The following is a 21,902-nucleotide window of genomic DNA, read 5'->3' as shown; positions in this document are numbered from 1 at the left end:
CGGGACCACGATGACGACGACCGTGGTGGCCATCGTCGTCTCGGCGGCGCTGATCGCCGGTGCGCTGGTCATCTGGCCGCGAACCCGGCGCGTGGTGACCACGCCCGCCGAGCGGGCGGTGCATTCGGCGTTGCATACCGCGTCGCTGGCGGCGATTCCGTTGCGGCGCGGGCTCACCGCGCAGTCGGCGCAGGAGTCGGCCCCGCACCTGCGGGCGCTGACCGGGGCCGAGGCGCTCGGCGTGGCCGATCCGGACGGCGTGCTGCTCGCCTGGGATGGGCCGCACGCCGAACTCGCCGAGCACTTCACCGAGGCGGCCAAGCGGGCCGTCGCCGGCGAGCGGCCGGTGCTCGTGTCCGGACCGGGCAGCGGCGAGCACGCGGGCCGCGCGCTCATCGCGCAGCCGCTGCTGATCGACAGCACCGGGGTGGCCGGGGCGATCGGCGTGGTCACCACCGGTCAACCGGGGCCGGGCTGGCTCGGGGCGGTGGCCGAGGTGGCCAGGTATGCCTGCGGGCAGCTCGAATTGGCCGAGCTGGACGCCTCCAGGGCCAGGCTGGACCGCGCCGAGGTGCGGGCGTTGCGGGCGCAGATCAGCCCGCATTTCATCTACAACGCGCTCAACACGATCGCCTCGTTCGTGCGCACCGACCCCGACCGCGCCCGCGAACTCATCCTCGAATTCGCCGACTTCACCCGCTACTCCTTCCGTGCCGCAGGCGAATTCACCGTGCTGGCCGACGAATTGCGCAATATCGAGCGCTACCTCGCCCTCGAACGCGCCCGCTTCGGCGATGCCCTCGACGTCCGCCTGCAAATCGCACCGGAGGTGCTCGGCGTCGTCCTGCCCTTCCTGGCGCTGCAACCCCTCGTCGAGAACGCGGTCCGGCACGGCCTGGCCGGGGCCACCCGCGGCGGCACCGTCAGCATCACCGCCACCGACGCGGGCACCGACTGCCTGATCAGCGTCGAGGACGACGGCGTCGGCATGGACCCCGAACTGCTCCGCTCCGGCGCCCTCGATGCCGTCGAAACCGGCAGCGGCCGTGCGAGTTCCGGCGAATCGGCACACGTCGGCCTGGCCAACGTCGACGACCGGCTGCGCGCCGCCTTCGGCAACGACTACGGCCTGATCGTGGAGACCGCCCAGGGCGCGGGCACCAAGGTTTCCCTCCGCGTCCCGAAGTTCCGCGCCGGTATCCAGGCCTGAACCGTGGCTCGGCCCGGCACACCGCTCGCCCTGCGCCGCGAGCCGGATCTGGGCGCAGTGGCGAAAGGTCTCGCGGTGATGCGCCACCCGGTGGGATCCGGGGTCGGGCGGCCGGGCCGATTGCTTACGATGGAGCGGTTGTGACGCGGACCACCGATAGTGCGGGCGGCACCCTGCGGGTGCTGGCTGTCGACGATGAAAAGCCTGCTCTGGACGAGCTGGTGTATCTGTTGCGCGCACAGCCCGGGGTCGGCGAGATACACGACGCGGCCGATGCCACCACCGCCTTGCGGGTGCTGCGCGCGCATTCCATCGATGCGGTATTCCTGGATATCAACATGCCGGGGCTGGACGGGATGGAACTGGCGGGCATCCTGTCGGAGTTCGCGAACCCGCCCGCCGTGGTGTTCGTGACGGCACACGATGATCGCGCGGTGGCCGCCTACGATCTGGGCGCGGTCGACTATCTGCTCAAGCCGCTGCGCGAGGCCCGGCTGGCCGAGGCGGTGCGCCGGATCGCCTCGACCCGAGGCACGCCCGCCCCGGTGGTCGACGAACCGCGGGCTGATCCGAGCGAGGTCATTCCGGTCGAGCTCGGGGGCGTCACCACGCTGGTGCCCCGGTCGAGCGTCAGCTGGGTGGAGGCGGATGGCGACTACGCGCGCCTGCACACCAGCGACGGATCCCACCTGGTGCGGATTCCGTTGTCCGCGTTGGAGTCCCGCTGGCAGGATGCGGGATTCCTGCGCGTGCATCGTTCTTACCTGGTCGCGCTGCGACTGGTGACCGGGCTGCGCACGGTCGGCACCGGAACGGTGGTGTGCCTGCGCGCCGACGGCAATACCGCGGCGGTGGAACTGCCGGTCAGCCGCAGGCAGGTGCGCGAGCTGAAACAGCGTCTGGTGCACGGCCCGCGGCAGCAGTGGACCGGCCAGTGACCGGACCGCAGCATCGCCCGGCCAGACAGCGCGTCGTGCTGTCGGAACGGCGCGGCGCGCGCCGCGTCCGCACCCGCATGGAAGTGGCCGAGCAGACCGAGATCGGCGAGGCCCTGATCGGCGGCCTGATCCGCGCCCAGCTAGGTCTCGCGCTGCGCCTCGGCTCGATCATCGTCGTCGTATTGTGCTCGCTGCCGGTGCTTTTCGGCATCGGCACCGTCGGCTCGACGGTCGTCTTCGGCCTCCGCCTGCCGTGGCTCCTGCTGGGCGTCGCCGTCTACCCGCTCCTCTACCTGGTCGGACGCCTGTACGTCCGCCTGGCCGAGCACAACGAGCAGGACTTCCTCGACCTGGCCGAGGACTGACGTGAACCGCCGCGCCACAACCGATCCGACCACCATTCGCCGCATACCGTTCGGCCCGCCGCGCACGAAACTCCCGGCGGTCTCGCGCGCGGCACACCGAAACGGTGGCGGCACAAACGGATCCGTGCCCCAGCGTCCGCGACGGGGGTTGGCCATCAGCGGAAGGCGGCACGGTGCCCGATGCGCGGTCGCGCGCAGCGGGTCGACGGCGCGCCGAGGAGGAGTGCGATGACCGCGGGGTCGGTGCCGCTGCTGACCGTGTTCGCGCTGTTGTCCGCCGCGCTCGCGACCGTCGCGATCGGCGCCTACGGAGTTCGGTTGGCGCGCACCACCTCCGACTTCCTGGTGGCCTCGCGCAGTGTCCGGTCCGGATGGAACGCGGCCGCTATCTCCGGTGAGTACCTCTCGGCGGCTTCGTTTTTGGGCGTCGCGGGGTTGATCGCGAAGTACGGCGCGGACGCGCTGTGGTATCCGGTGGGGTTCACCGCCGGGTACCTGTCGCTGCTGCTGTTCGTCGCCGCGCCGCTGCGCCGATCCGGGGCCTACACAGTGCCGGACTTCGCCGAATTCCGGTTGGGCTCCGTGCGATTGCGCCGACTGGCGGCGACGGTGGTCGTGCTGGTGTGCGCGGTGTATTTGATTCCGCAGTTTCAAGGCGCGGGGCTGACGTTGCACACGCTGCTCGGCGTGCCCGACTGGGTGGGGGCGGCCGCGGTGGGCGCGATCGTGATCGCGAACGTGGCCGGCGGCGGAATGCGGTCGATCACGCTGGTGCAGGCGTTCCAATACTGGTTGAAGCTGACCGCGGTGACGATCCCGGCGTTGGTGCTGCTCGGGCACTTTCTGGCCGAGGATCAGCAGCTCGGCGCGCCGGCTCCGCCGGTGGTCACCGAGCGCACGGTGGTGGACGTGCGCACCGCGGTGGTGGTGCAGGTCGCTGCGGCGCAACAGGTTTCGATCAACGGAACGCTCGACGGCAGTCCGGTGGGCGGGCACGTGCTGCTGCCCCCGGGCAAGCACGAGCTGTCGCCGGGCACCGAGCTGGTGCTGGAGGCGGGTGCCACGGTGCCGGTGGTGGCCGGCGCACCCGCGAACGGCGCCGAATGGCTGGAGCCGGGCGTCGGCTTCGGCGGCGCGCACCCGACCTATCAGGTGTATTCGCTGATCATCGCGACCTTCCTGGGCACCATGGGGCTGCCGCACGTGCTGGTGCGCTTCTACACGAATCCGGACGGCCGGGCCGCGCGCGCGACGGCGGCGGCGGTCATCGGCCTCGTCGGGGTGTTCTACCTGTTCCCCATACTGCTGGGGGTTTTCGCGCGGCTCTACGTGCCGCAACTGTTGATCACCGGAACCTCCGACGCGGCGGTCGTGCTGCTGCCCGCCTCGGTGGTCCTCGGCCTGCCGGGCCAATTGCTGGCCGCCCTCGTCGCGGCGGGCGCGATCGCCGCGTTCCTGTCCACCTCGTCCGGCCTGCTGGTCAGCATCGCGGGCGTGCTCAGTACCGACATGCTGCGCGGGCGGATTCGCGACTTCCGGGCGGCGGCGGTGGTGGCAGGCGCGGTGCCGCTTACCCTTTCGCTCACGGTGGCCTCGCTCGACCTGTCCCGCACGGTCGGCCTCGCGTTCTCGGTGGCCGCCTCCACCCTGTGCCCGCTGCTCGTGCTCGGCATCTGGTGGCGCGGACTCACCGCGGCGGGGGCGGGCGCCGGGCTGATCGCCGGCGGGCTCGCGGCCGGCGGGGCGACCGTGGTGTCGGTGACCGGCGGGCTGTCCGGCGAGGTAGCCGACGGGTGGCCCGCCGCGCTGATCGGCTATCCGGCGGCAATCAGCGTCCCGCTGGCGTTCGCGGCAATGGTGCTGGTCAGCAAGGTGACTCAGGGCCCGGGCACCCGGCGGGTCGGCCGCATCTTCGTCCGCATGCACGCCCCCGAACGGCTCGGCATGGGCGCCGATCGCGAGGGCAGTCTGCGCTCGAACTGAGCCGTCCGGCCGCCGTCGACGCTCAACCGTTCGTCGCGTCACACCGACCGTTCACCGCACAATCGGCGTCCTTCCCGGAGTGACCCACGCCACATCATCGTTTCCTCATGCGGGGCTGGCTACGGTGCTGAACAAGTAAGCCATGTCACAAGCTAGGACGACCATGACCAGTACAGAACTCGACGGCACCGCCCCACGGCGCACGCCGAGTGCAGACGAATTCATCGAGGTACAGGGCAGCCCGGACTTCCGCGAGTTACGAACCAGGTTGCGCCGCTTCGTATTTCCGATGACCGCCCTGTTCCTGCTCTGGTACCTCAGCTACGTGCTGCTCGGCGCCTACGCGCACGACTTCATGGCGCACAAGGTCTTCGGCAACATCAACGTCGGATTGCTGCTCGGCCTCGGGCAATTCGTCTCCACCTTCGCCATCACCGCGCTCTACGTCCGGTTCGCCAACCGTGAACTGGATCCGCGCGCGGCGGCCATCCGCAACCAGCTCGAGGGAGGCCACGCGTGAGCGTCAGCACCTATGCCGCCGCCGCGACGGTCGGCAACCCGACGGCCAACATCGCCATCTTCGCGGTGTTCGTGGCGATCACCATGGTCGTGGTCGTGCGCGCCAGTCGCAACAACGCCACCGCCGCCGACTTCTTCACCGGCGGGCGCGGCTTCTCCGGTCCGCAGAACGGTATCGCCATCGCGGGCGACTATCTTTCCGCCGCAAGCTTTCTCGGCATCGCGGGGGCCATCGCGGTGTACGGCTACGACGGGTTCCTGTACTCCATCGGGTTCCTGGTCGCCTGGCTCGTGGCCCTGCTGCTGGTCGCCGAAATGCTCCGGAACACCGGCAAATTCACCATGGCCGACGTGCTGAGCTTCCGGCTCAAGCAGGGCCCGGTGCGCACCGCCGCGGCGCTGACCACGCTCGCGGTCTCGCTGTTCTACCTGCTCGCGCAGATGGCCGGCGCCGGCGGCCTGGTCGCACTGCTGCTCGACATCTCCGACAAGACCGGGCAATCCATCGTGATCGCCGTGGTCGGCGTGCTGATGATCGTGTACGTGCTGGTCGGCGGCATGAAGGGCACCACGTGGGTGCAGATCATCAAGGCGGTGCTGCTCATCGCGGGCGCCGCGCTGATGACGGTCATGGTTTTCGCCAAGTTCGGTTTCAACCTGTCCGACATCCTCGGCTCGGCCCAGGAGCAGGTCAGCGGGTCCAAGGCCAAGGGCGTGGCCGCCCGTGACGTGCTGGCGCCCGGCGCGCAATACGGCGCCACCGCCACCTCGAAATTGAACTTCCTGTCTCTCGGTCTGGCGCTGGTGCTCGGCACCGCGGGTCTCCCGCACGTGCTGATGCGCTTCTACACCGTGCCGACCGCGAAGGAGGCGCGCCGATCAGTCGTGTGGGCGATCGGGCTGATCGGCGCGTTCTACCTGTTCACCCTGGTGCTCGGCTACGGCGCCGCGGCCATCGTCGGACCGGACCGGATCCTGGCGGCGGCGGGCGGGCAGAACTCCGCGGCACCGCTGCTCGCGTTCGAACTCGGCGGCGTGGTCCTGCTCGGGATCATCTCCGCGGTCGCGTTCGCCACCATCCTCGCGGTGGTCGCCGGACTCACCATCACCGCGGCGACCTCGTTCGCGCACGACATCTACGCCGGAGTCATCAAGCGCGGCAAGGTCGACGACGCCAAGCAGGTGCGGGTGTCCCGGATCACCGCCGTGGTGATCGGCCTGATCGCGATCGGCCTCGGCATCCTGGCCAACGGGCAGAACATCGCCTTCCTGGTGGCGCTGGCGTTCGCGGTGGCGGCCGCGGCGAACCTGCCGACGATCCTGTACTCGCTGTTCTGGAAGCGGTTCAACACCACCGGCGCGCTGTTCAGCATGTACGGCGGCCTGATCTCGACCATCGTGCTGATCGTGTTCTCGCCGGCCGTGTCCGGCACGCCGAGCTCGATGCTGCCGGGCTCCGATTTCGACTGGTTCCCGCTGTCCAACCCCGGAATCGTGTCCATCCCACTGGCTTTCGCGCTCGGTGTGGTCGGCACGTTCCTCGGCAAGGCGGACGAGAACCCGGCCAAGGCCGCCGAGATGGAGGTCCGCTCGCTGACCGGCGTCGGCGCCGAGAAGGCGGTAGTGCACTGACCCGAGACCGATAGTCGTCGTCCCCCTTGTGCTCTCGTTAGGAGATATCGCGTGACCAGCGCAACCACCGATTCCCGCGACACCGCTGCGGTGTCCTACCCACCCGGCGATACCTTCGCCGCGACGGCGAATGCCGATGCGGGACTGTATGACCGGGCGGCGGCCGATCGGATGGAGTTCTGGGCCGAGCAGGCGCGGAGGCTGTACTGGGAACAGCCGTGGACGCAGGTTCTGGACTGGAGCGACGCGCCGGTCGCGCAGTGGTTCGTCGGCGGCAAGCTCAATGTCGCCTACAACTGCGTCGACCGGCACGTGCTCGCCGGGCACGGTGACCAGATCGCCATTCACTGGGAAGGCGAGCCCGGCGACTCACGCGATATCTCCTACGCGGAACTCCGCGACGAAGTCTCCAGGGCGGCAAACTATCTGACCGAGCTGGGGTTGCGGGCGGGTGACCGGGTCGCCATCTACCTGCCGATGGTGCCCGAGGCCATCGTGTCGATGCTCGCCTGCGCCCGGCTCGGGCTCACCCACTCGGTGGTGTTCGCCGGCTTCTCCCCGACCGCGCTGCGGCAGCGGGTGGACGACGCCGAGGCGCGATTGGTGATCACCGCCGACGGGCAGTGGCGGCGCGGGACGGCGGCACCGCTCAAGGCGGCGGTCGACGAGGCGCTCGGCGGCGCGCCGTCGACGGTCGAGCACGTGCTCGTGGTGCGCCGCACCAACATCGACGTGCCGTGGAGCGAGGGGCGCGACCTGTGGTGGCACGACACGGTCACCGATGCGTCGCCGGTGCACGAGGCGCAGGCGTTCGACGCCGAGCACCCGCTGTTCATCCTCTACACCTCCGGCACCACCGGGAAACCCAAGGGCATCCTGCACACCACCGGCGGCTACCTGACCCAGACGTCCTACACCCATCACAACGTCTTCGATCACAAAGCGGGACAGGACGTTTACTGGTGCACCGCCGACATCGGCTGGGTCACCGGACACAGCTACATCGTCTACGGACCGCTCGCCAATCGAGCGACTCAGGTGGTGTACGAGGGGACGCCGAACTCGCCCGACGAGCACCGGCACTTCCAGATCATCGAGAAGTACGGCGTCAGCATCTATTACACGGCGCCGACGCTGGTGCGCACCTTCATGAAGTGGGGCAGGGAGATCCCCGGCGCGCACGATCTGTCCTCGCTGCGGCTGCTCGGCAGCGTCGGCGAGCCGATCAACCCCGAGGCCTGGCGCTGGTACCGGGAGGTCATCGGCGGCAACCGCACGCCGATCGTGGACACCTGGTGGCAGACCGAGACCGGCGCCATCATGATCTCCCCGCTGCCCGGCGTCACCGCCACCAAGCCCGGCGCGGCGATGACCCCGCTGCCCGGCATCTCGGCGAAGGTGGTCGACGACGACGGCGCCGAACTCGGCCGTGGCGCAGCCGGATTGCTGGTGCTGGACCAGCCGTGGCCGTCGATGCTGCGCGGCATCTGGGGTGACATGGCGCGCTTCCGCGAGACGTACTGGGCCCGATTCGCCTCCGCCGGTTGGTATTTCGCCGGCGACGGCGCGAAGCTCGACGACGACGGCGATCTGTGGGTGCTCGGCCGGGTGGACGATGTGATGAACGTGTCCGGCCACCGGATCTCCACCGCCGAAGTCGAATCCGCGCTCGTCGGGCATCCGGCGGTCGCCGAGGCGGCGGTGGTCGGGGCCAGCGACGAGACCACCGGTCAGGCCATCGTCGCCTTCGTCATCCTCACCGCGGGCGCGACGAACAGCGGCGATCCGCTGATCACCGAGCTGAAAGCGGCGGTCTCGCAGGAGATCAGCCCGATCGCCCGCCCCAGGGAGATCCATCTGGTTCCGGAGCTGCCGAAGACGCGCAGCGGCAAGATCATGCGCCGGCTGCTGCGCGATGTCGCCGAAGGCCGCGAGCTGGGCGATACCTCTACCTTGGTCGACCCCAAGGTCTTCGAGGCTATCGCCCGCGGGTAACTCCCGCCCCGGAGACGGACCCGGCGACCAAAGTGGCGATGAGGGGTCGGGTCCGTCGCCCAGGGAGACCCGCGATACACGGCGGGTGGTTTAGGCTCCTGGTGTGCGAGTCACCGTGCTTCGCCTCTTCGCCGTCTGCTCGCTGCTGGCCGGCTGTCTACTGGCCGGTGCGCCGGGAGCCGGTGCCCAACTGGACAAGCGCTGCTTCACCAACGGCGCGGGCACCCGGTGCTACTACCTCCATGCGCCGCCCGGTGCGACCGCGGGCAAGCCGCTGATGGTGTACCTGCACGGCTGCGACGATCCGATCGCGCACCCGAAGCCGAGCGGCTTCTCGCTCACCCGGGTCGCCGACGAGCTGGATTTCGTGCTCGCGTATCCGATCCAGGATCGCGCGGCGAACAAGGGCCTGTGCTGGAACTGGGACAAGGCCGGGCACCAGCGGCGCGGCGAGGGCGAGCCGTCCATCATCGCGGGCCTCACCGCGGCGCTCATCGATGAGCTCCGGCTCGATCGTGCCCGGGTCTACCTGGGCGGTTACTCCGCCGGCGGCGCGATGACCACCAATCTCGGCGCCACCTACCCCGACCTGTACGCGGCGATCGCCCCGATGGCGGGCGCGCCGTACCTGACCACGCTCGCAGCCCAGCCGATCATCGAGGCGATGGGCCCGCGGGCCCGCCCGATGCCGGCCTTCTTCCTGCAAACCCTGTTCGACGAGATCAGCAACATCGTCATCGGCCGGACCAACCTGACCCAATGGCTCGCCGCCGACAACCTCGCCGACCCCGGCTCGGCCCCCGCTCTGCCCACCGACGTCCAGGTCCTCGCCGTCGGCCCGGGAATACCGATCCCCCTCACCGTCGAGCACTACGCTGGCTCCACCGGCTGCGAACTCGCCCAGTTCACCCTCCCCGTCCTCGCCGAACACGCCATCGGCGCCGGCTTCGTCCAGCAGGACCACGGCCTGGAAATCCAGCGCAACCTGATGCGCTTCCTCCTGGCCCACCGCATGCCACCCCAACCCTGCGGAAACCCCAGTAGCCCAACATCACCCGCGCCCAAGGTTTCCGAAACGATCACCCCGGGGTAACCCCACTGCGGCGGACCCGGCCACCGCAGTGTTGAGGGGGGCCGGGTCCGCCGCCAACACCCACACGGTGCCGCCGGCGGCCGATGCCCGCGCGGCGTTCACACCCGCAGGTCATCCGTTGTCTCGGACAGCGTTTCGCGCAGCTGCGCACGCGCCCCCGTCAGGTCGGGCCCGAGGTCGATCAGCTCCTGGATGATCTCCGCTGCGGGATCCACTATCGGCGGGAATCCGGTTCGTAGCCGGCCAGACGTTCCATGCCACGACGGTAGCCCGTGGACGGAGGGACGCGACACAGACGATGACACGCCGATGTTCGGCTGTCGTGAATGTCCGTTTGAACCGGGGGGTGGGCTGTGCCGTTGACAATGCGAAGAGCGGTGCCGGCGCGGGCTGGGCGGGGATCGCTTCGGCCGGTTTCGGCGGCCGGATATCGAGGAGATCTGATGAAACGTCTCGGGCCTTGGCTCACGTTGGCGGCGGTGGCCGTGCTGGGGATTGTCTTGCTCGTCGTCAATATGTCCAAGGAGACCGAACCGGCGGCGGTGCCGAAGTCGGCGGAGGTGACCACGGGTGTGGTGGCGACCAGTAGGGTTCCGGCGCCGACCACGGCCGCGCCGCCGCTACGGTTTCCGCCGAAAGCGGATTATGTCGGCACCATTCCGCCGGCGACGGGGGCGCCGATCACGGTGTCCATCACCGTCGCGGGCGACAAGGCGACGGCTTATGCCTGCGACGGCAGCAAGGTCGAGTCGTGGTTGCAGGGCAGTGCGGCCGGCGGCGCGCTCCAGTTGAGCGGGAAGAACGACGCCGAGCTGAATGGGCGCTACGACGGCAGGGTGGTCGCGGGGACGCTGTGGCTCGGCGAGAAGAAATGGGAATTCAGTGCCGCGCCGGTGCAGTCGCCCGCCGGGCTCTACGTCTACAACGAGGGTGGCAGCCGGCAGAGCTGGATCGTCGATGCCAACGGCACGGTCACCGGCGTCCAGCGCGCGCCCGACGGTTCGACCTCCCCCGCACCCGGCCTGTCCCCCGACGCGACGGCAATCGTCAACGGCAAGCAGATAACCGCGAACAAGGTAAGTGGTGGTGACAGTGTCGGCTGAGCGAGAGACGACGCCCATCGGGCGGCCGAAGGCAAAGGCGTTCGCGGCCATAGCGATCCCGCTGCTCGTCGGCGCCGCGGTATCGGTACTGCTCGGCGTCTACGCCACAACGCATGAGCCGTCGGCGTTCTCCGTCAATATCGCGGGCTTCTCCGGCCCGCAGGCGGTCAAGGCGTGGCTGGCGAGCGTCGCGTTCCTGCTCGCGCTGTGCCAATTCGCCTCGGCGCTGGCCATGTACGGCAAGCTGCCGGTCCGCGCGCCGTCCTGGATCGGCACCGCGCACGTCTGGTCGGGCAGGCTCGCCGTGCTGGTCAGCGTCCCGGTCGCGGTGCACTGCCTGTACGCCTTGGGCTTTCAGCAGTACGACACCCGCGTGCTGCTGCATTCACTGCTTGGCTGTTTCTTTTACGGCGCGTTCGTCGCGAAGATGCTGCTGCTCACCCGAAAAGGGTTGCCGGGCTGGGTGATCCCGGTCGCAGGCGGACTCGTCCTGGCCGGGTTGACCGGCCTCTGGCTCACCTCGTCGCTCTGGTTCTTCCAGCACAACGGCCTCACCTTCTGATCGGAGATCACCCATGACCAACGAATCGGTTTTCCCTCGCCGCAGTGTGGTCGCGGCGGGCGCGAGCGCCGTTGTCGCGGCCGCGGCGCTGTCCGCCTGCGCCACCTACGGCAAGGAAAACGCCGCGCCCGCACCGAATCCCGCACCGAGCGGCACCCCGGCGGGCGCCGATCAATCCGCCGGGAAGGCGCTCGCCAAGACCGCCGACGTCCCGGTGGGCGGCGGCGTGATCGTCGGCGACACCGTGGTGACTCAGCCGAGCGCGGGCACCTTCGTCGGCCTGTCCTCGACCTGCACGCATGCCGGCTGCACGGTCGCGTCGGTATCCGGTGGCACGATCAACTGCCCGTGCCACGGCAGCAAGTACAAGCTGGACGGCTCGGTCTCCAACGGTCCGGCGACCAAACCGCTGGCCGCGAAAGCCGTTCGCGTCGTGGGCGATTCGGTGGTGCCCGGCTAAGGCCCCGAGACACCCTGTAGCTTGCGCACCTGCGCGGCCGTCAGATCGCTCAGCACCCCGGCCTCGACCGGCTCCGGCGCGGTCACCGCCACCTGCGCCAGCGTGCTGCCGACCTGCACGATCGCGACCGAGGAGTGCAGCGTCAGCCCGTCACTGCTGGTGCGCACCTGGAAGGCGGTCGCCGCGTCGCCGGCCGGCGGCTGGGTCAGCCCGCCGACCCGGTACTCGACCGAGATATCGGTGGCGTCCGTACCGGAGTAACGGGCGCACCGGCGCAGGATCGCCTGCACCTCCGAAAACGCGGACGCCACGGCGTCGTTCGCGTAGCTCGCCGCGTCGATATCGATGCTGGAGAAGTTCGGCCCCGAATACCCGACCGACGCCCTGGCGAGCGAGCCCGGCCGCTGCGCGGCCAACGGGGTGAGCACCTTCGCGCATTCGGCCGGGTTGGTCGGCGAGGCCTGCCCGTCGGCGGCCACGTCAGCCCGCGTGGGCAGCGCGGTGAAGTTCGGCGGCAGATTCGCGCCGGTCAGCAGCTGGTCACGCAATCGGTCGGCATCCGTGATCGGCGGCGCGGTCACCGGCGCGGCGGCCGCGACCGGACCGAGCGACGGCAACGGCGACGACTCGGGAGCCGCCGATTTCGACGATCCGCACGCCGCGACCAGCGCGGCGGCAGCGGCGGTCAACAGCAGACCCAACCCGCGGCTCACTCCGTCCACGACACCTGCGTGTCGATCGTCTGCTCCAGCACGCTGGCACTGCGCGGATCGCGGTAACCCTGATGCCCGCCGACCGTGATCGACCCGGCGACCGGCAGCGGCAAGCCGAGATCGACGGTGATCGTGCCGTTGCCCTGCATGACGTAGTCCTGGATATCGAGCTTGCCCGCGTTGTTGGGCAGGTTCCACACCGCGGACTTGGGCTGCTGGATGACGTCGAGCTCGATGGTGAGCCGGTCGCCGTCGCGCTTGGTCAGCGTCGCCGTGGTGGTCTGTTCGAGGGTGACCCCGCCGCTGATCTCCTGCCGCACCGTCCACACCGCGCCCTCGCCGACCGGCTGATCGGGGAACGCGATCGAGCGGTAGACCGCCTGATAGAAGGCCTGCTCCAGCGCGGCCCGCGCGGGATTGGAGGTGTCCGGCGACGGCTCCAGCCGCAGCGCGGTGATCGCGCCGAGGTCGCTGAGGTCGAATCCGGCGTGCGAACCGCCGGTCTTGGTGAGCGCCTTGGCCAGTGACGGGTCCGGCGTGGTGACCGTGCCCAGCGTCAGGTCGATGCCCTCGGCGTCGGTCTGCGCGGTCATCGGGATGGACAGCGCGGGCGCGGAGAAGTCGCGCGCGGGCTGATCGTTGATCTGCTGCGCGATGCGGTGCGAGGTATTCAGCGTCACCTGCTGCACGGTGCCTGCCGGGTAGTCGCGGCGCAGCAGCGAGCGCGGCTCGGCGCCGGGATCGACGATGGTGGTGATCGCGGCGGGGATCGGCACGGTGACACCCTTGCCGATACCGAGCGGCTCGGTGCTGTCAGGTTCCGAGCGCGACTCGCCGCCACCGCTGCAACCGGTTCCGAACGCGGTCAGGCCGACCGCGAGCACTATCAGCAGCACACCCGAACGCGCGAACCGAGGGATGTGGGGGGAAGACAACACCGTCACGAGCATCAGGGTACGACCGGTTCCTGAGTGTCAGCTGGGTCTTGCGGGTGACCACCGCACAACGTGTCGGGTAGCTCGAGCGATGATGGTGCGTGTGAGTGAAGAGCCGCCGTCCGAGGAGAACCCCGCAAACCAGGCCGAGGAGGTGCAGGCAGCGACTCCGCCGCAGCGGCTGCGAACCCTGCTGATCATCGCGGCGGTCCTGCTCGCACTGGATCTGCTCACCAAATGTCTCGTGGTGGCGAACCTGACGCCGGGCGAGCCGGTATCGATCATCGGCGACTTCGCGCGGTTCAGCCTGGTGCGCAATCCCGGCGCGGCCTTCTCGATGGCAACCGGCATGACCTGGCTGTTGACCCTGGTCGCGGCGGCCGTGGTGATCGGGGTGGTGCGCATCGGGCGCACGCTGCGCTCGCTGTGGTGGGCGATCGGGCTCGGCATGGTGCTTGGCGGCGCGCTCGGCAACCTGGTCGACCGGCTGTTCCGGGCGCCGGGGCCGTTGCAGGGGCACGTGGTCGACTTCATCGCAATCGGCTGGTGGCCGGTGTTCAACGTGGCCGACTCGTCGATCGTCTGCGGCGCGATCCTGCTGGTCGTGCTGACCGTGTTCGGCTTCGAGCCGAACGGGACGCGTACCGGACGCGAGGAGCCGGACACCGACGACGACGTGCAGACCGAAACAACAGTGAACAAGACCACCGGCGAAGGGAACACCGCATGAGGGAAACACGAACCATGCCCGTTCCCGACGGGCTCGACGGCATGCGCGTGGACGCGGGGTTGTCCCGGCTGCTCGGCCTGTCCCGCACCGCGGTCGCCGCGCTCGCCGAGGAGGGCTCCGTGCAGCTCGACGGCATCGCCGCGGGCAAGTCCGATCGGCTCGCCGCGGGCGCCTGGCTCGAGGTGATCTTCCCGGAGCCGAAGCGGGAGCTCTCGATCGAGGTCGCGCCGGTCGAGGGGATGCGGATTCTGTACGCCGACGACGACATCGTCGCGGTGGACAAGCCGGTCGGCGTCGCCGCGCACACCGGCGTCGGCTGGTCCGGGCCGACGGTGATCGGCGGGCTGGCCGCGGCGGGCTACCGGATCTCCACCTCCGGCGCGCACGAGCGGCAGGGCATCGTGCACCGGCTCGACGTGGGCACCTCCGGGGTGATGGTGGTCGCGCAGTCCGAGCACGCGTACACGGTGCTCAAGCGCGCGTTCAAGCAGCGCACCGTGGCCAAGCGGTATCACGCACTGGTGCAGGGACATCCGGACCCGAGCAGCGGCACCATCGACGCCCCGATCGGGCGGGCCCGCGGCAACGACTGGAAGTTCGCGGTCACCGCCGACGGACGGCCCAGCGTCACGCATTACGACACCGTCGAGGCGTTCCAAGCGGCGAGCCTGCTCGACATCCACCTGGAAACCGGTCGCACGCACCAGATCCGGGTGCACTTCTCGGCAATCCGGCACCCGTGCTGCGGCGACCTCACCTACGGCGCGGACCCGCGGCTGGCCCAGCGACTCGGCCTGGAACGGCAATGGCTGCATGCCCGTTCGCTCGGCTTCAACCACCCCGCCGACGGTCGCTGGCTGGAGATCACCAGCGAGTACCCCGACGATCTGAAGCACGCGCTGGACGTCCTGCGCAATGCCTGACCGGCGGGCGCTGCCCCTCGGCCGGATCGTCCTCGGGACGGCGGCCGTCGCGCTGGTCGTGTTCATCGTGCTGCTCGGGGTGCTGAATCCGCCGCGTAAGGCCGGGGTGTTCACCGACCGGCTCGGGCCGGAACAGGGTGAGCGGGTCGCGGATTATCTTGCGCGAGCCCGGGATTCGCTGTCCGGTGCGGACAGCGCCGAGCATTGGGCGCTGGTGTCGTTCGCCGAACCGATGGTGCCGGAACAGATTCCGCCGAACAGCGGTGCACTGCGGATCGCACAAGTGCTGTACCAGGTTCCGGTGCCCAGGGTGCAGACCCCACTGGTCGCCGTGCCGGTACCGGCGGGCGACGAGGCTGCGGTCACCTCCGCGGCGGCCGCCGCCTGGCTGCTCCCCCGCAACCCGTCCGACGAGCGCGCCACCCGGGTCGCCGCGCTCTCCGCCGCCCGCCTGCGCTCCGGGTGCGCCTGCGCCGTCGGCCTGGTCGTCCGCGGGCCGCTCGACGGCCTCCGGAACATCGCCTCCCGGAACGGGATCCGCGCGGTCGAGGCGCTCCCCGCCGACGCGGTAGCCGGCCGTTTCGGCGTGGTACCGCTACTCCCCGACCAACTCGACGTCGTCCAGCCCGGCCCGAACGACGGGCCGATCCCCGAGCAGTAACGCCGCGCACCAATTCTCCTGCTGCACAGCGATTCGCCGGCGGATTCGGGCGCGCGAGGTCACGGGGTGAGCGCGGCCTGGCGGGCGAGCCATTCGGCGATGTCGGACACGACGGTGGGGTCCACGTGCTGCGGCGCTTCGTAGTCGGCGGGGGTCGACGGACCGGTGCCGGGGAAGAACAAGTGGTTGTCGGCGGGGTAGACACGGGTTGTCACGTCGGTGCGTAGTGCGAGGCCTGCCTGCCAGCGGGCGAGGTCGTCGTCGACCGTCACCTGGTAGTCACGCCCGCCCTGCACGATGAGCATCGGCTGCGGCAGCGCCGCGGCCGTGGCGACCTGGTCGTAGTCGCGAAGGTCCAGCCAGTAGGCGCCGCTCATGCCGAAAGGCAGTTCGGCGGAGGGTGTTTCGCGGGACAGCTCGGGGCCGTCCACCACCGCGGCACCGCGGGTCGCGGCGGCGAGCATCGCGTCCACCTCCGGGCCGGGGGTCACCGACGCCAGGTAGCGCAGCACGCGCACGGCGGCGTGGTGCATGGGTTCGGCATCCGCTGCCAGCAGGACCAGGCCGGCAACGGACGGTTCCGCCGCCGCTACCCGCGGCGCGACCTTGCCGCCCATGCTGTGGCCGAGGACGAAGACCAGGGCCGGGTCGACACCGGGGTGCCGCCGGAGCAGGTCCACGGCCGAAACGGCATGTGGCACATATTCGTCAGCCATGGTGAAGTCCGGCCGTTCGGCGACCCGCGGATGCGCGTAGGTCACCTTGTCGAAGCGGAGCACGGCGATGCCGCGCCCGGCCAGGCCCCAGGCCAGATCCTTCAACGGCTTGTTCGGGCCGCAGGTTTCGTCCCGATCGAACGGACCGCCGCCGTGGAGCAGCACGACGGCGGGCCACGGACCGGGGCCGTGCGGCACGCTCAACGTGCCGGGAACCGCGAGTTCGCCGGAGCCGACGGTGATCTCCCGCTCCGCGAAGAGACTCGGGTCGGCATAGTCCGGCGGCGCCCACGCGGCGGCCGGGTCCGCCAGCCGCAGTCCGTGCAGCAGGCCCGCCGCGTCGATGGACATGATCAAGGCGAATCCGCCGCGCTCGCCCGTCACCGGCACGTTCGCGCGGATCAGCTTGTCCCCGAACGGCTCCACCGCGGGCAGGCCGATCGCGCGCACCGGTCCGATCCTGCCGATCTCGGTCAGCCACGCGCCGCGCAGCGCATCCGGCGAGACCGCCGCCCGCAACGGCGCGCCGAACAGCTCGGCCACCCGCTCGAACTCCCCGTCCCGCAGCAATTCCGCCACCCGGACGGGGATCGTCCGGTCCGACTCCACTACCGTTCTCATGTTTGAGAACGGTATCAGCTGTGAGATCGTGGAGCAATGGATTCCCTGGAGCTGCTGGCGCATCCGGTGCGGTTGCGGATCGTGCACGCGATGCGCGGCGGGCGAATGCTCACCACCGCGCAGCTGTGCGAGCGACTTCCGGATACGTCGAAGGCGACCGTGTATCGACACGTCGAAATGCTCACGGCGGGCGGGATTCTCGAGGTGGCCGAAGAGGAGCGGGTGCGCGGCGCGGTGCAGCGCCGCTATCGGCTGCACCGGGAGCGGGCGACCGTCGATCCGGCGGCGGCGCGCGCGCTGACCTCCGACGATCACCGCCGGGTGTTCACCGCGGCCATGGCCACGCTGCTCGCCGAGTTCAACGCCTACCTCGATCGCCCGGAGGCCGACCTGACCCGCGACGCGGTCGGCTACCGCCAGCACGCGATCTGGCTCGGCGACGACGAGGTGCGCGCGCTGATCGAGGGCATGCGCGCGGCGATCCTGCCGATGCTGGGTAACGACGCTGCCCCTGGGCGCACGCAATACCTGTTGAGCCCCATCCTCTTTCCGCTGGAGGATCAGCCCCCGGCGCCACCCGAGGGCGTGACCAGCCCCGCCTCATAGGCGGCGATCACCAGCTGAACCCGGTCCCGGGCAAGGAGTTTGGCGAGGATGCGGCTGACGTGGGTCTTGACCGTCAGCGGGCTGACCGTCAACGCCTCCGCGATCTCGGCGTTCGTCATGCCGCGCGCGATCAGCACGAGAACGTCGAGCTCGCGGTCGGTCAGCATGGCGACCTCCGGGCGCGGGACCGGATCCGGAACCGCACGGACCCGGGCGATCACGGCGGCGGTCGCGCCCGGCGAGAGCAGCGCGTCGCCCGCGGCGACCGTGCGAATGGCGTCGAGCAGCAAGGCGGGTTTGGCATCCTTGATCAGGAAGCCGCTGGCGCCCGCCCGCAGCGCGGCGAGCACGTTGTCGTCGGTGTCGTAGGTGGTGAGCACCAGGACGCGGACGCCGGCCAGGTTCTCGTCGGCGGCGATCCGGGCGGTGGCGGCGATGCCGTCGAGATCCGGCATCCGGATGTCCATCACCACGACGTCGGCCCGCTCGGTGCGGGCCAGCGCGATCGCGGCGCGACCGGTGCTCGCCTCGCCGACGACCAGCATGTCCGGCGCCGAGGCGACCAGCATGGCGAAGGCGCTGCGGACCAGGGTCTGATCGTCGGCGAGCAGCACCCGAATCATGAGGCGGCACCGGCGAAATCGTCGCGGCCGGCGCCGGCGGGCGGAGCCGCGCCGAGCACGCCGGGTCCGGCCTCGCCCCGATCCGCGACCGGCAGGTCCGCGGTGACCGCGAATCCCCCGGCCGTCCCGGACGCGGTCAACGTCCCGCCGATCGCCTCGGCCCGCTCGGTCATCCCGACGATGCCGAACCCGGTTGTCGTGCCGCCGGTTCCGCGGTCCGACCCGAGACCCGCTGTCGCGCTCGCGGTTCCATGCCCATTGTCGGTGACCCGGATGCGCAGCCGGTCGTCCGCGTAGTCGAGATCCACCCGCGCCGCGGTCGCCCCGGCGTGCTTGGCCACATTGGTCAACGCCTCCTGGACGATCCGGTAACCGACCAGCTCGACCGCGGGCGCGAGCGCGCGCACCCGGCCGGTGCGCTGGATCCGCACCGGGACGCCGACCGCTTCGAGGGGTTCGGCCAGCGCGCAGAGCTGCGCGAGGGTCGGCAGCGGGGCGCGGGGCTCGGCCACCGCGGACCGCAGCACGCCGACGGTGGCGGCGAGTTCGGCCCTGGCGTCCACGCAGGCGTCGGAGATCGTGTCCAGGGCGGCGATCACCGTCGCGGGCTCGGCCTTGCGCTCTGCGAGCAGATGAGCGGCGACGCCGGCCTGCACCTGGATGACGGTGACGGTGTGCGCGAGCAGATCGTGCAGATCCCGCGCGATCCGCAACCGTTCCTCGGTGACCTGACGACGCGCCTCCTCGTCCCGGGACCGTTCCGCGCGCTCGGCCCGGTCCACGATCGCGGCGAGGTAGGCGTGCTGGAGCCGGGCGGCCTCGCCGGCCACGCAGGCGACCAGCACCCAGCCGACCGAGTCGATCGCCAGGAACACGGTGTTCTCCCCGGCCTCGGCGGAGTAGCAGATGCCGAGCTCCGTCAGCGCGATGACCACCAGCGACACCACCACCGTGCGCCGCCGGTCGCCGTACCGGGCCACCGCGAACAGGGCGACCATCGTGGCGGGGATCAGCGCCTCGTGCGGATAGTCGGACAGGTGGTAGACGGCGGCGACCGCGAAGTTCGCCACCAGCACCGCCAGCGGCGCGCGCCGACAGGCCAGCAGCGGCAGCACCCCCGCGACGAGCAGCAGCACGCCGAGCGGATCGAGAGCGGAATCCCCCGGCATCAGCAGGGCCCAGCCGAATCCCACGAACAGGACCACGCCGGTGATCGCGCCGTCGATCCACCATCGCCGCTCCATTCCAGCCATTGTGCGCGGTTTCGCGGCCGCGCAGGTACTCCGTGCGGAGTACTCGAACTGCCCTCCGCGGGCCGACGTAATCCCGCCGCGCGCGAGCGACGCTGCACTCGGGACTCGACGGAGGAGACATGATGGGAATGCGAACGCGGGCGCTGATCGTGCTCGGCCTGTGGCTGGTCGCGCTGCTCGCGCTGGTGCCGCCGGCCGGTCGGCTGGACGGCGTGAAAACCGATCGGATGGTGGAGTATCTGCCCGCCTCGGCACAGTCGACGGCGGCCGCCGAGCTGGCGGCGACGTTGCCGGGCGGTTCCGCGAACCTGTTCGTGCTGTCCTACTTCCGGCAGAGCGGACTGACCGATCTGGACCGGTCCGTTGCGGCGCGGCACTTTTCGGCGCTGTCGGCCGAATTGACCCCGGGCGCCGCCGCTTCGGCCACCCAGCCGACGTCGGCCGGGGACGGCACCACACTGCTGTATTCGCTGGCGGTCGACGAATCCCGTGGCGAGGCAGGCACGTACATCAAGGACCTGCGAAAGACGGTGGCCGACCACCCGGACGGGCTCACCGTGCACGTCACCGGCCCGGCGGCACTCCAGGCCGATTTCGAGGGCAGCTTCGACGGCGTCGATACCCAGCTGCTGCTGGTGACCGTGGCCGTGGTGGCCGTACTGCTGTTGCTCACCTATCGCAGCCCGCTGCTGTGGCTGGTGCCGCTGATCTCGGTGGCGGTGGCCGACGTGGTGTCGATGGCCGCGGTATACGGGCTGGTGCGGGCGTTCGGCATCACGGTGAGCGATCAGAGTTCGGCGATCCTCACCATTCTGGCGTTCGGCGTCGGCACCGATTACGCGCTGTTGATCGTCGCGCGATATCGCGAAGAGCTGCACCGTCATCCGGCGCCGGGGGCGGCGATGGGCGCGGCGCTGCGCCGGGCGGCACCGGCGATCGTCGCCTCGGCGGCGACGGTGACGGCCGGCCTGCTGTGCCTGCTGGTCGCCGACATGAACAGCACCGCGGGGCTCGGCCCGGTCGGCGCGGCGGCGATCGTCGGCACGCTCGCGGTCATGCTCACCTTCTTTCCCGCGGTGCTCGTGCTGTGCGGCCGGTGGGTGTTCTGGCCGCGGATTCCGCGCCCGCAGTCCGGTGCGGTGCAGCGGACCGGGCTGTGGGATCGGTTGGGACAGGCCATCTCTCGCCGCCCGGCCGCGGCGGCCGCGGTCTCGGTCGGCGTGCTCGCGGTGCTGGCCCTCGGGTTGTTCGGCGACACCGGCGCGCTCGGGCAGGCCGATCGTTTCGTCACCGCGCCGGACTCGGTGACCGGGCAGAAACTGATCGCCGAACACTTCCCCGAACGCGGCGGCCTGCCGTTGACCGTGCTGGCCCGCAACGAATTCCGGGCGGAGGTCCTGCGCGCGGTGCGCGCCGACCCCGGCATCGGGTTCGCCGAGGAGGGCCGGGTCGGCGCGGAATACGGCGCCATCACCGCGATCGCGGTGGACGCGCCGGATTCGGCGGCCGAGTACGCCACCATCGAACGACTGCGCGACACCCTGCCGAAGGTCGGCGCCGGCACCCTGGTCGGCGGCCCGAGCGCGATGAATCTCGACGTCGACACCGCCTCCGCGCGGGACAACTGGCGGGTGCTGGCCCTGGTGCTGCTCGTGGTGACCCTCATCCTCGGACTGCTGCTCCGCTCGGTCGTCGCCCCGATCGGACTGGTGCTGACCGTGTTGCTGTCGTTCGGATCGGCCTTCGGCGCAAGCGTTTTCGTGTTCGAGCGGGTCTTCGGCTTCCACGGGCTCGAACCATCGCTGCTGGTGATGACGTTCCTGTTCCTGGTCGCGCTCGGCGTCGACTACAACATCTTCCTGATGAGCCGCGCGCGCGAGGAGACGCCACGGCACGGCACCAGGGCCGCGATGCTGCGCAGCCTGTCGGTGACCGGCGGCGTGATCACCTCGGCGGGCGTGGTGCTCGCCGCGACGTTCGCGGTGTTGATGACGTTGCCGCTGGTGGCCATGGTCCAGGTCGGGTTCACGGTGGCGTTCGGCGTGCTGCTCGACACGCTGCTGGTGCGGTCGGTGCTGGTGCCCGCGCTGACCGTGCTGGCCGGCGATCGGGTCTGGTGGCCGTCGAAACCGGCCAGGGCGGAACTGGATTCGGTGCCGGTTCAGCGCAGGCAGGAACCGTCGCCGAGATAGGGAGGGGACAGACCTCCGCCGGGATGATTCATCCCCACTTCATCCCGGCGGAGGCCTGACATCACCACG

The 21,902-nt window shown here is 70.4% G+C and carries 21 protein-coding genes; 16 read left to right on the top strand and 5 right to left on the bottom strand.

The features are described from left to right. The first annotated feature begins 10 nt into the window (after nt 1–10). The 11 genes from ACFQ9K_RS28970 to ACFQ9K_RS28920 all read left to right on the top strand — a co-directional run bounded on the left by ACFQ9K_RS28970 (nt 11) and on the right by ACFQ9K_RS28920 (nt 11,860). The gene (locus ACFQ9K_RS28970) at nt 11–1,210 is read left to right on the top strand and encodes a sensor histidine kinase (RefSeq protein WP_378724711.1); all 1,200 of its coding nucleotides are present in this window, start codon (nt 11–13) and stop codon (nt 1,208–1,210) included. 140 nt (nt 1,211–1,350) lie between these two features. Further along, nucleotides 1,351–2,148 carry a LytR/AlgR family response regulator transcription factor gene (locus tag ACFQ9K_RS28965; protein WP_378724713.1) on the top strand — a complete coding sequence of 266 codons (798 nt, stop codon included), beginning with the start codon at nt 1,351–1,353 and terminating at the stop codon, nt 2,146–2,148. Beyond that, nucleotides 2,145–2,513: a hypothetical protein gene (locus ACFQ9K_RS28960; RefSeq protein WP_378724715.1), complete on the top strand. Its 369-nt coding sequence runs from the start codon at nt 2,145–2,147 to the stop codon at nt 2,511–2,513. Before ACFQ9K_RS28965 ends, ACFQ9K_RS28960 begins: the two co-directional genes overlap by 4 nt. 228 nt (nt 2,514–2,741) lie before the next feature. Beyond that, nucleotides 2,742–4,496 (top strand): cation acetate symporter, encoded by a 1,755-nt coding sequence (locus ACFQ9K_RS28955; protein WP_378724717.1) that lies wholly within the window; start codon nt 2,742–2,744, stop codon nt 4,494–4,496. Nucleotides 4,497–4,659: 163 nt separating this feature from the next. Continuing rightward, complete coding sequence (locus ACFQ9K_RS28950) at nt 4,660–5,016, top strand: DUF485 domain-containing protein (RefSeq protein ID WP_378724719.1); 357 nt, start codon at nt 4,660–4,662, stop codon at nt 5,014–5,016. After that, entirely contained in the window at nt 5,013–6,647 is a 1,635-nt protein-coding gene (locus ACFQ9K_RS28945) for a cation acetate symporter (RefSeq protein ID WP_378724721.1), read from the top strand. The genes ACFQ9K_RS28950 and ACFQ9K_RS28945 overlap by 4 nt, the downstream gene beginning before the upstream one ends. A gap of 51 nt (nt 6,648–6,698) precedes the next feature. Continuing rightward, entirely contained in the window at nt 6,699–8,642 is a 1,944-nt protein-coding gene (acs, locus tag ACFQ9K_RS28940) for an acetate--CoA ligase (protein WP_378724723.1), read from the top strand. 103 nt (nt 8,643–8,745) lie between these two features. Further along, entirely contained in the window at nt 8,746–9,735 is a 990-nt protein-coding gene (locus ACFQ9K_RS28935; RefSeq protein ID WP_378724725.1) for an alpha/beta hydrolase family esterase, read from the top strand. Between the two features lie 443 nt (nt 9,736–10,178). Beyond that, nucleotides 10,179–10,838: a hypothetical protein gene (locus ACFQ9K_RS28930; RefSeq protein WP_378722094.1), complete on the top strand. Its 660-nt coding sequence runs from the start codon at nt 10,179–10,181 to the stop codon at nt 10,836–10,838. After that, nucleotides 10,828–11,400 (top strand): DUF6529 family protein, encoded by a 573-nt coding sequence (locus ACFQ9K_RS28925; protein ID WP_378722096.1) that lies wholly within the window; start codon nt 10,828–10,830, stop codon nt 11,398–11,400. Before ACFQ9K_RS28930 ends, ACFQ9K_RS28925 begins: the two co-directional genes overlap by 11 nt. A 13-nt stretch (nt 11,401–11,413) precedes the next feature. Then, a complete protein-coding gene (locus ACFQ9K_RS28920; RefSeq protein WP_378722093.1) occupies nt 11,414–11,860 on the top strand; it encodes a ubiquinol-cytochrome c reductase iron-sulfur subunit in 447 nt (148 codons plus the stop codon). On the opposite strand, the gene ACFQ9K_RS28915 is transcribed toward ACFQ9K_RS28920, so the two are convergent. Both ACFQ9K_RS28915 and ACFQ9K_RS28910 read right to left on the bottom strand, forming a co-directional pair. Next, nucleotides 11,857–12,582, bottom strand: a complete 726-nt coding sequence (locus ACFQ9K_RS28915) for a hypothetical protein (protein ID WP_378722092.1) — start codon at nt 12,580–12,582, stop codon at nt 11,857–11,859. The genes ACFQ9K_RS28920 and ACFQ9K_RS28915 overlap by 4 nt on opposite strands. Beyond that, entirely contained in the window at nt 12,570–13,523 is a 954-nt protein-coding gene (locus ACFQ9K_RS28910) for a hypothetical protein (RefSeq protein WP_378722091.1), read from the bottom strand. Before ACFQ9K_RS28910 ends, ACFQ9K_RS28915 begins: the two co-directional genes overlap by 13 nt. Nucleotides 13,524–13,599: 76 nt before the next feature. Here ACFQ9K_RS28910 and lspA point away from each other — a divergent pair, with 76 nt between their 5' ends. The 3 genes from lspA to ACFQ9K_RS28895 are packed head-to-tail and all read left to right on the top strand — an operon-like array spanning nt 13,600 to nt 15,822. Beyond that, entirely contained in the window at nt 13,600–14,238 is a 639-nt protein-coding gene (gene lspA / locus ACFQ9K_RS28905) for a signal peptidase II (protein ID WP_378722090.1), read from the top strand. Beyond that, nucleotides 14,235–15,161 (top strand): RluA family pseudouridine synthase, encoded by a 927-nt coding sequence (locus ACFQ9K_RS28900; RefSeq protein WP_364738886.1) that lies wholly within the window; start codon nt 14,235–14,237, stop codon nt 15,159–15,161. The genes lspA and ACFQ9K_RS28900 overlap by 4 nt, the downstream gene beginning before the upstream one ends. After that, nucleotides 15,154–15,822, top strand: a complete 669-nt coding sequence (locus tag ACFQ9K_RS28895; RefSeq protein WP_378722089.1) for a hypothetical protein — start codon at nt 15,154–15,156, stop codon at nt 15,820–15,822. The genes ACFQ9K_RS28900 and ACFQ9K_RS28895 overlap by 8 nt, the downstream gene beginning before the upstream one ends. Nucleotides 15,823–15,881: 59 nt before the next feature. Here ACFQ9K_RS28895 and ACFQ9K_RS28890 read toward each other — a convergent pair whose 3' ends face one another. Continuing rightward, nucleotides 15,882–17,159: a serine aminopeptidase domain-containing protein gene (locus ACFQ9K_RS28890; RefSeq protein ID WP_378722088.1), complete on the bottom strand. Its 1,278-nt coding sequence runs from the start codon at nt 17,157–17,159 to the stop codon at nt 15,882–15,884. A 36-nt stretch (nt 17,160–17,195) separates the two neighbouring features. Between ACFQ9K_RS28890 and ACFQ9K_RS28885 the strand changes: the two genes are divergently transcribed. Further along, nucleotides 17,196–17,765 carry a helix-turn-helix domain-containing protein gene (locus tag ACFQ9K_RS28885; protein ID WP_378722087.1) on the top strand — a complete coding sequence of 190 codons (570 nt, stop codon included), beginning with the start codon at nt 17,196–17,198 and terminating at the stop codon, nt 17,763–17,765. Here the strand turns inward: ACFQ9K_RS28885 and ACFQ9K_RS28880 are convergent. Together ACFQ9K_RS28880 and ACFQ9K_RS28875 are read right to left on the bottom strand one after the other, a co-directional pair. Continuing rightward, nucleotides 17,720–18,388: a response regulator gene (locus ACFQ9K_RS28880; RefSeq protein WP_378722086.1), complete on the bottom strand. Its 669-nt coding sequence runs from the start codon at nt 18,386–18,388 to the stop codon at nt 17,720–17,722. The two genes, ACFQ9K_RS28885 and ACFQ9K_RS28880, sit on opposite strands and share 46 nt — an antisense overlap. Then, nucleotides 18,385–19,632, bottom strand: a complete 1,248-nt coding sequence (locus tag ACFQ9K_RS28875) for a sensor histidine kinase (protein ID WP_378722085.1) — start codon at nt 19,630–19,632, stop codon at nt 18,385–18,387. Before ACFQ9K_RS28875 ends, ACFQ9K_RS28880 begins: the two co-directional genes overlap by 4 nt. Before the next feature lie 131 nt (nt 19,633–19,763). On the opposite strand from ACFQ9K_RS28875, the gene ACFQ9K_RS28870 reads away from it, so the two are divergent. Continuing rightward, on the top strand, nt 19,764–21,833 hold the full coding sequence (locus tag ACFQ9K_RS28870) for an MMPL family transporter (RefSeq protein ID WP_378983831.1): 2,070 nt from the start codon (nt 19,764–19,766) through the stop codon (nt 21,831–21,833). The last annotated feature ends 69 nt before the right edge of the window (nt 21,834–21,902 follow it).

Source organism: Nocardia sp. NPDC056564 (genome assembly GCF_042793755.1).
In the GTDB taxonomy this organism is placed as follows: Bacteria; Actinomycetota; Actinomycetes; order Mycobacteriales; family Mycobacteriaceae; genus Nocardia.
This window is presented reverse-complemented; position numbering and strand designations above follow the sequence as displayed.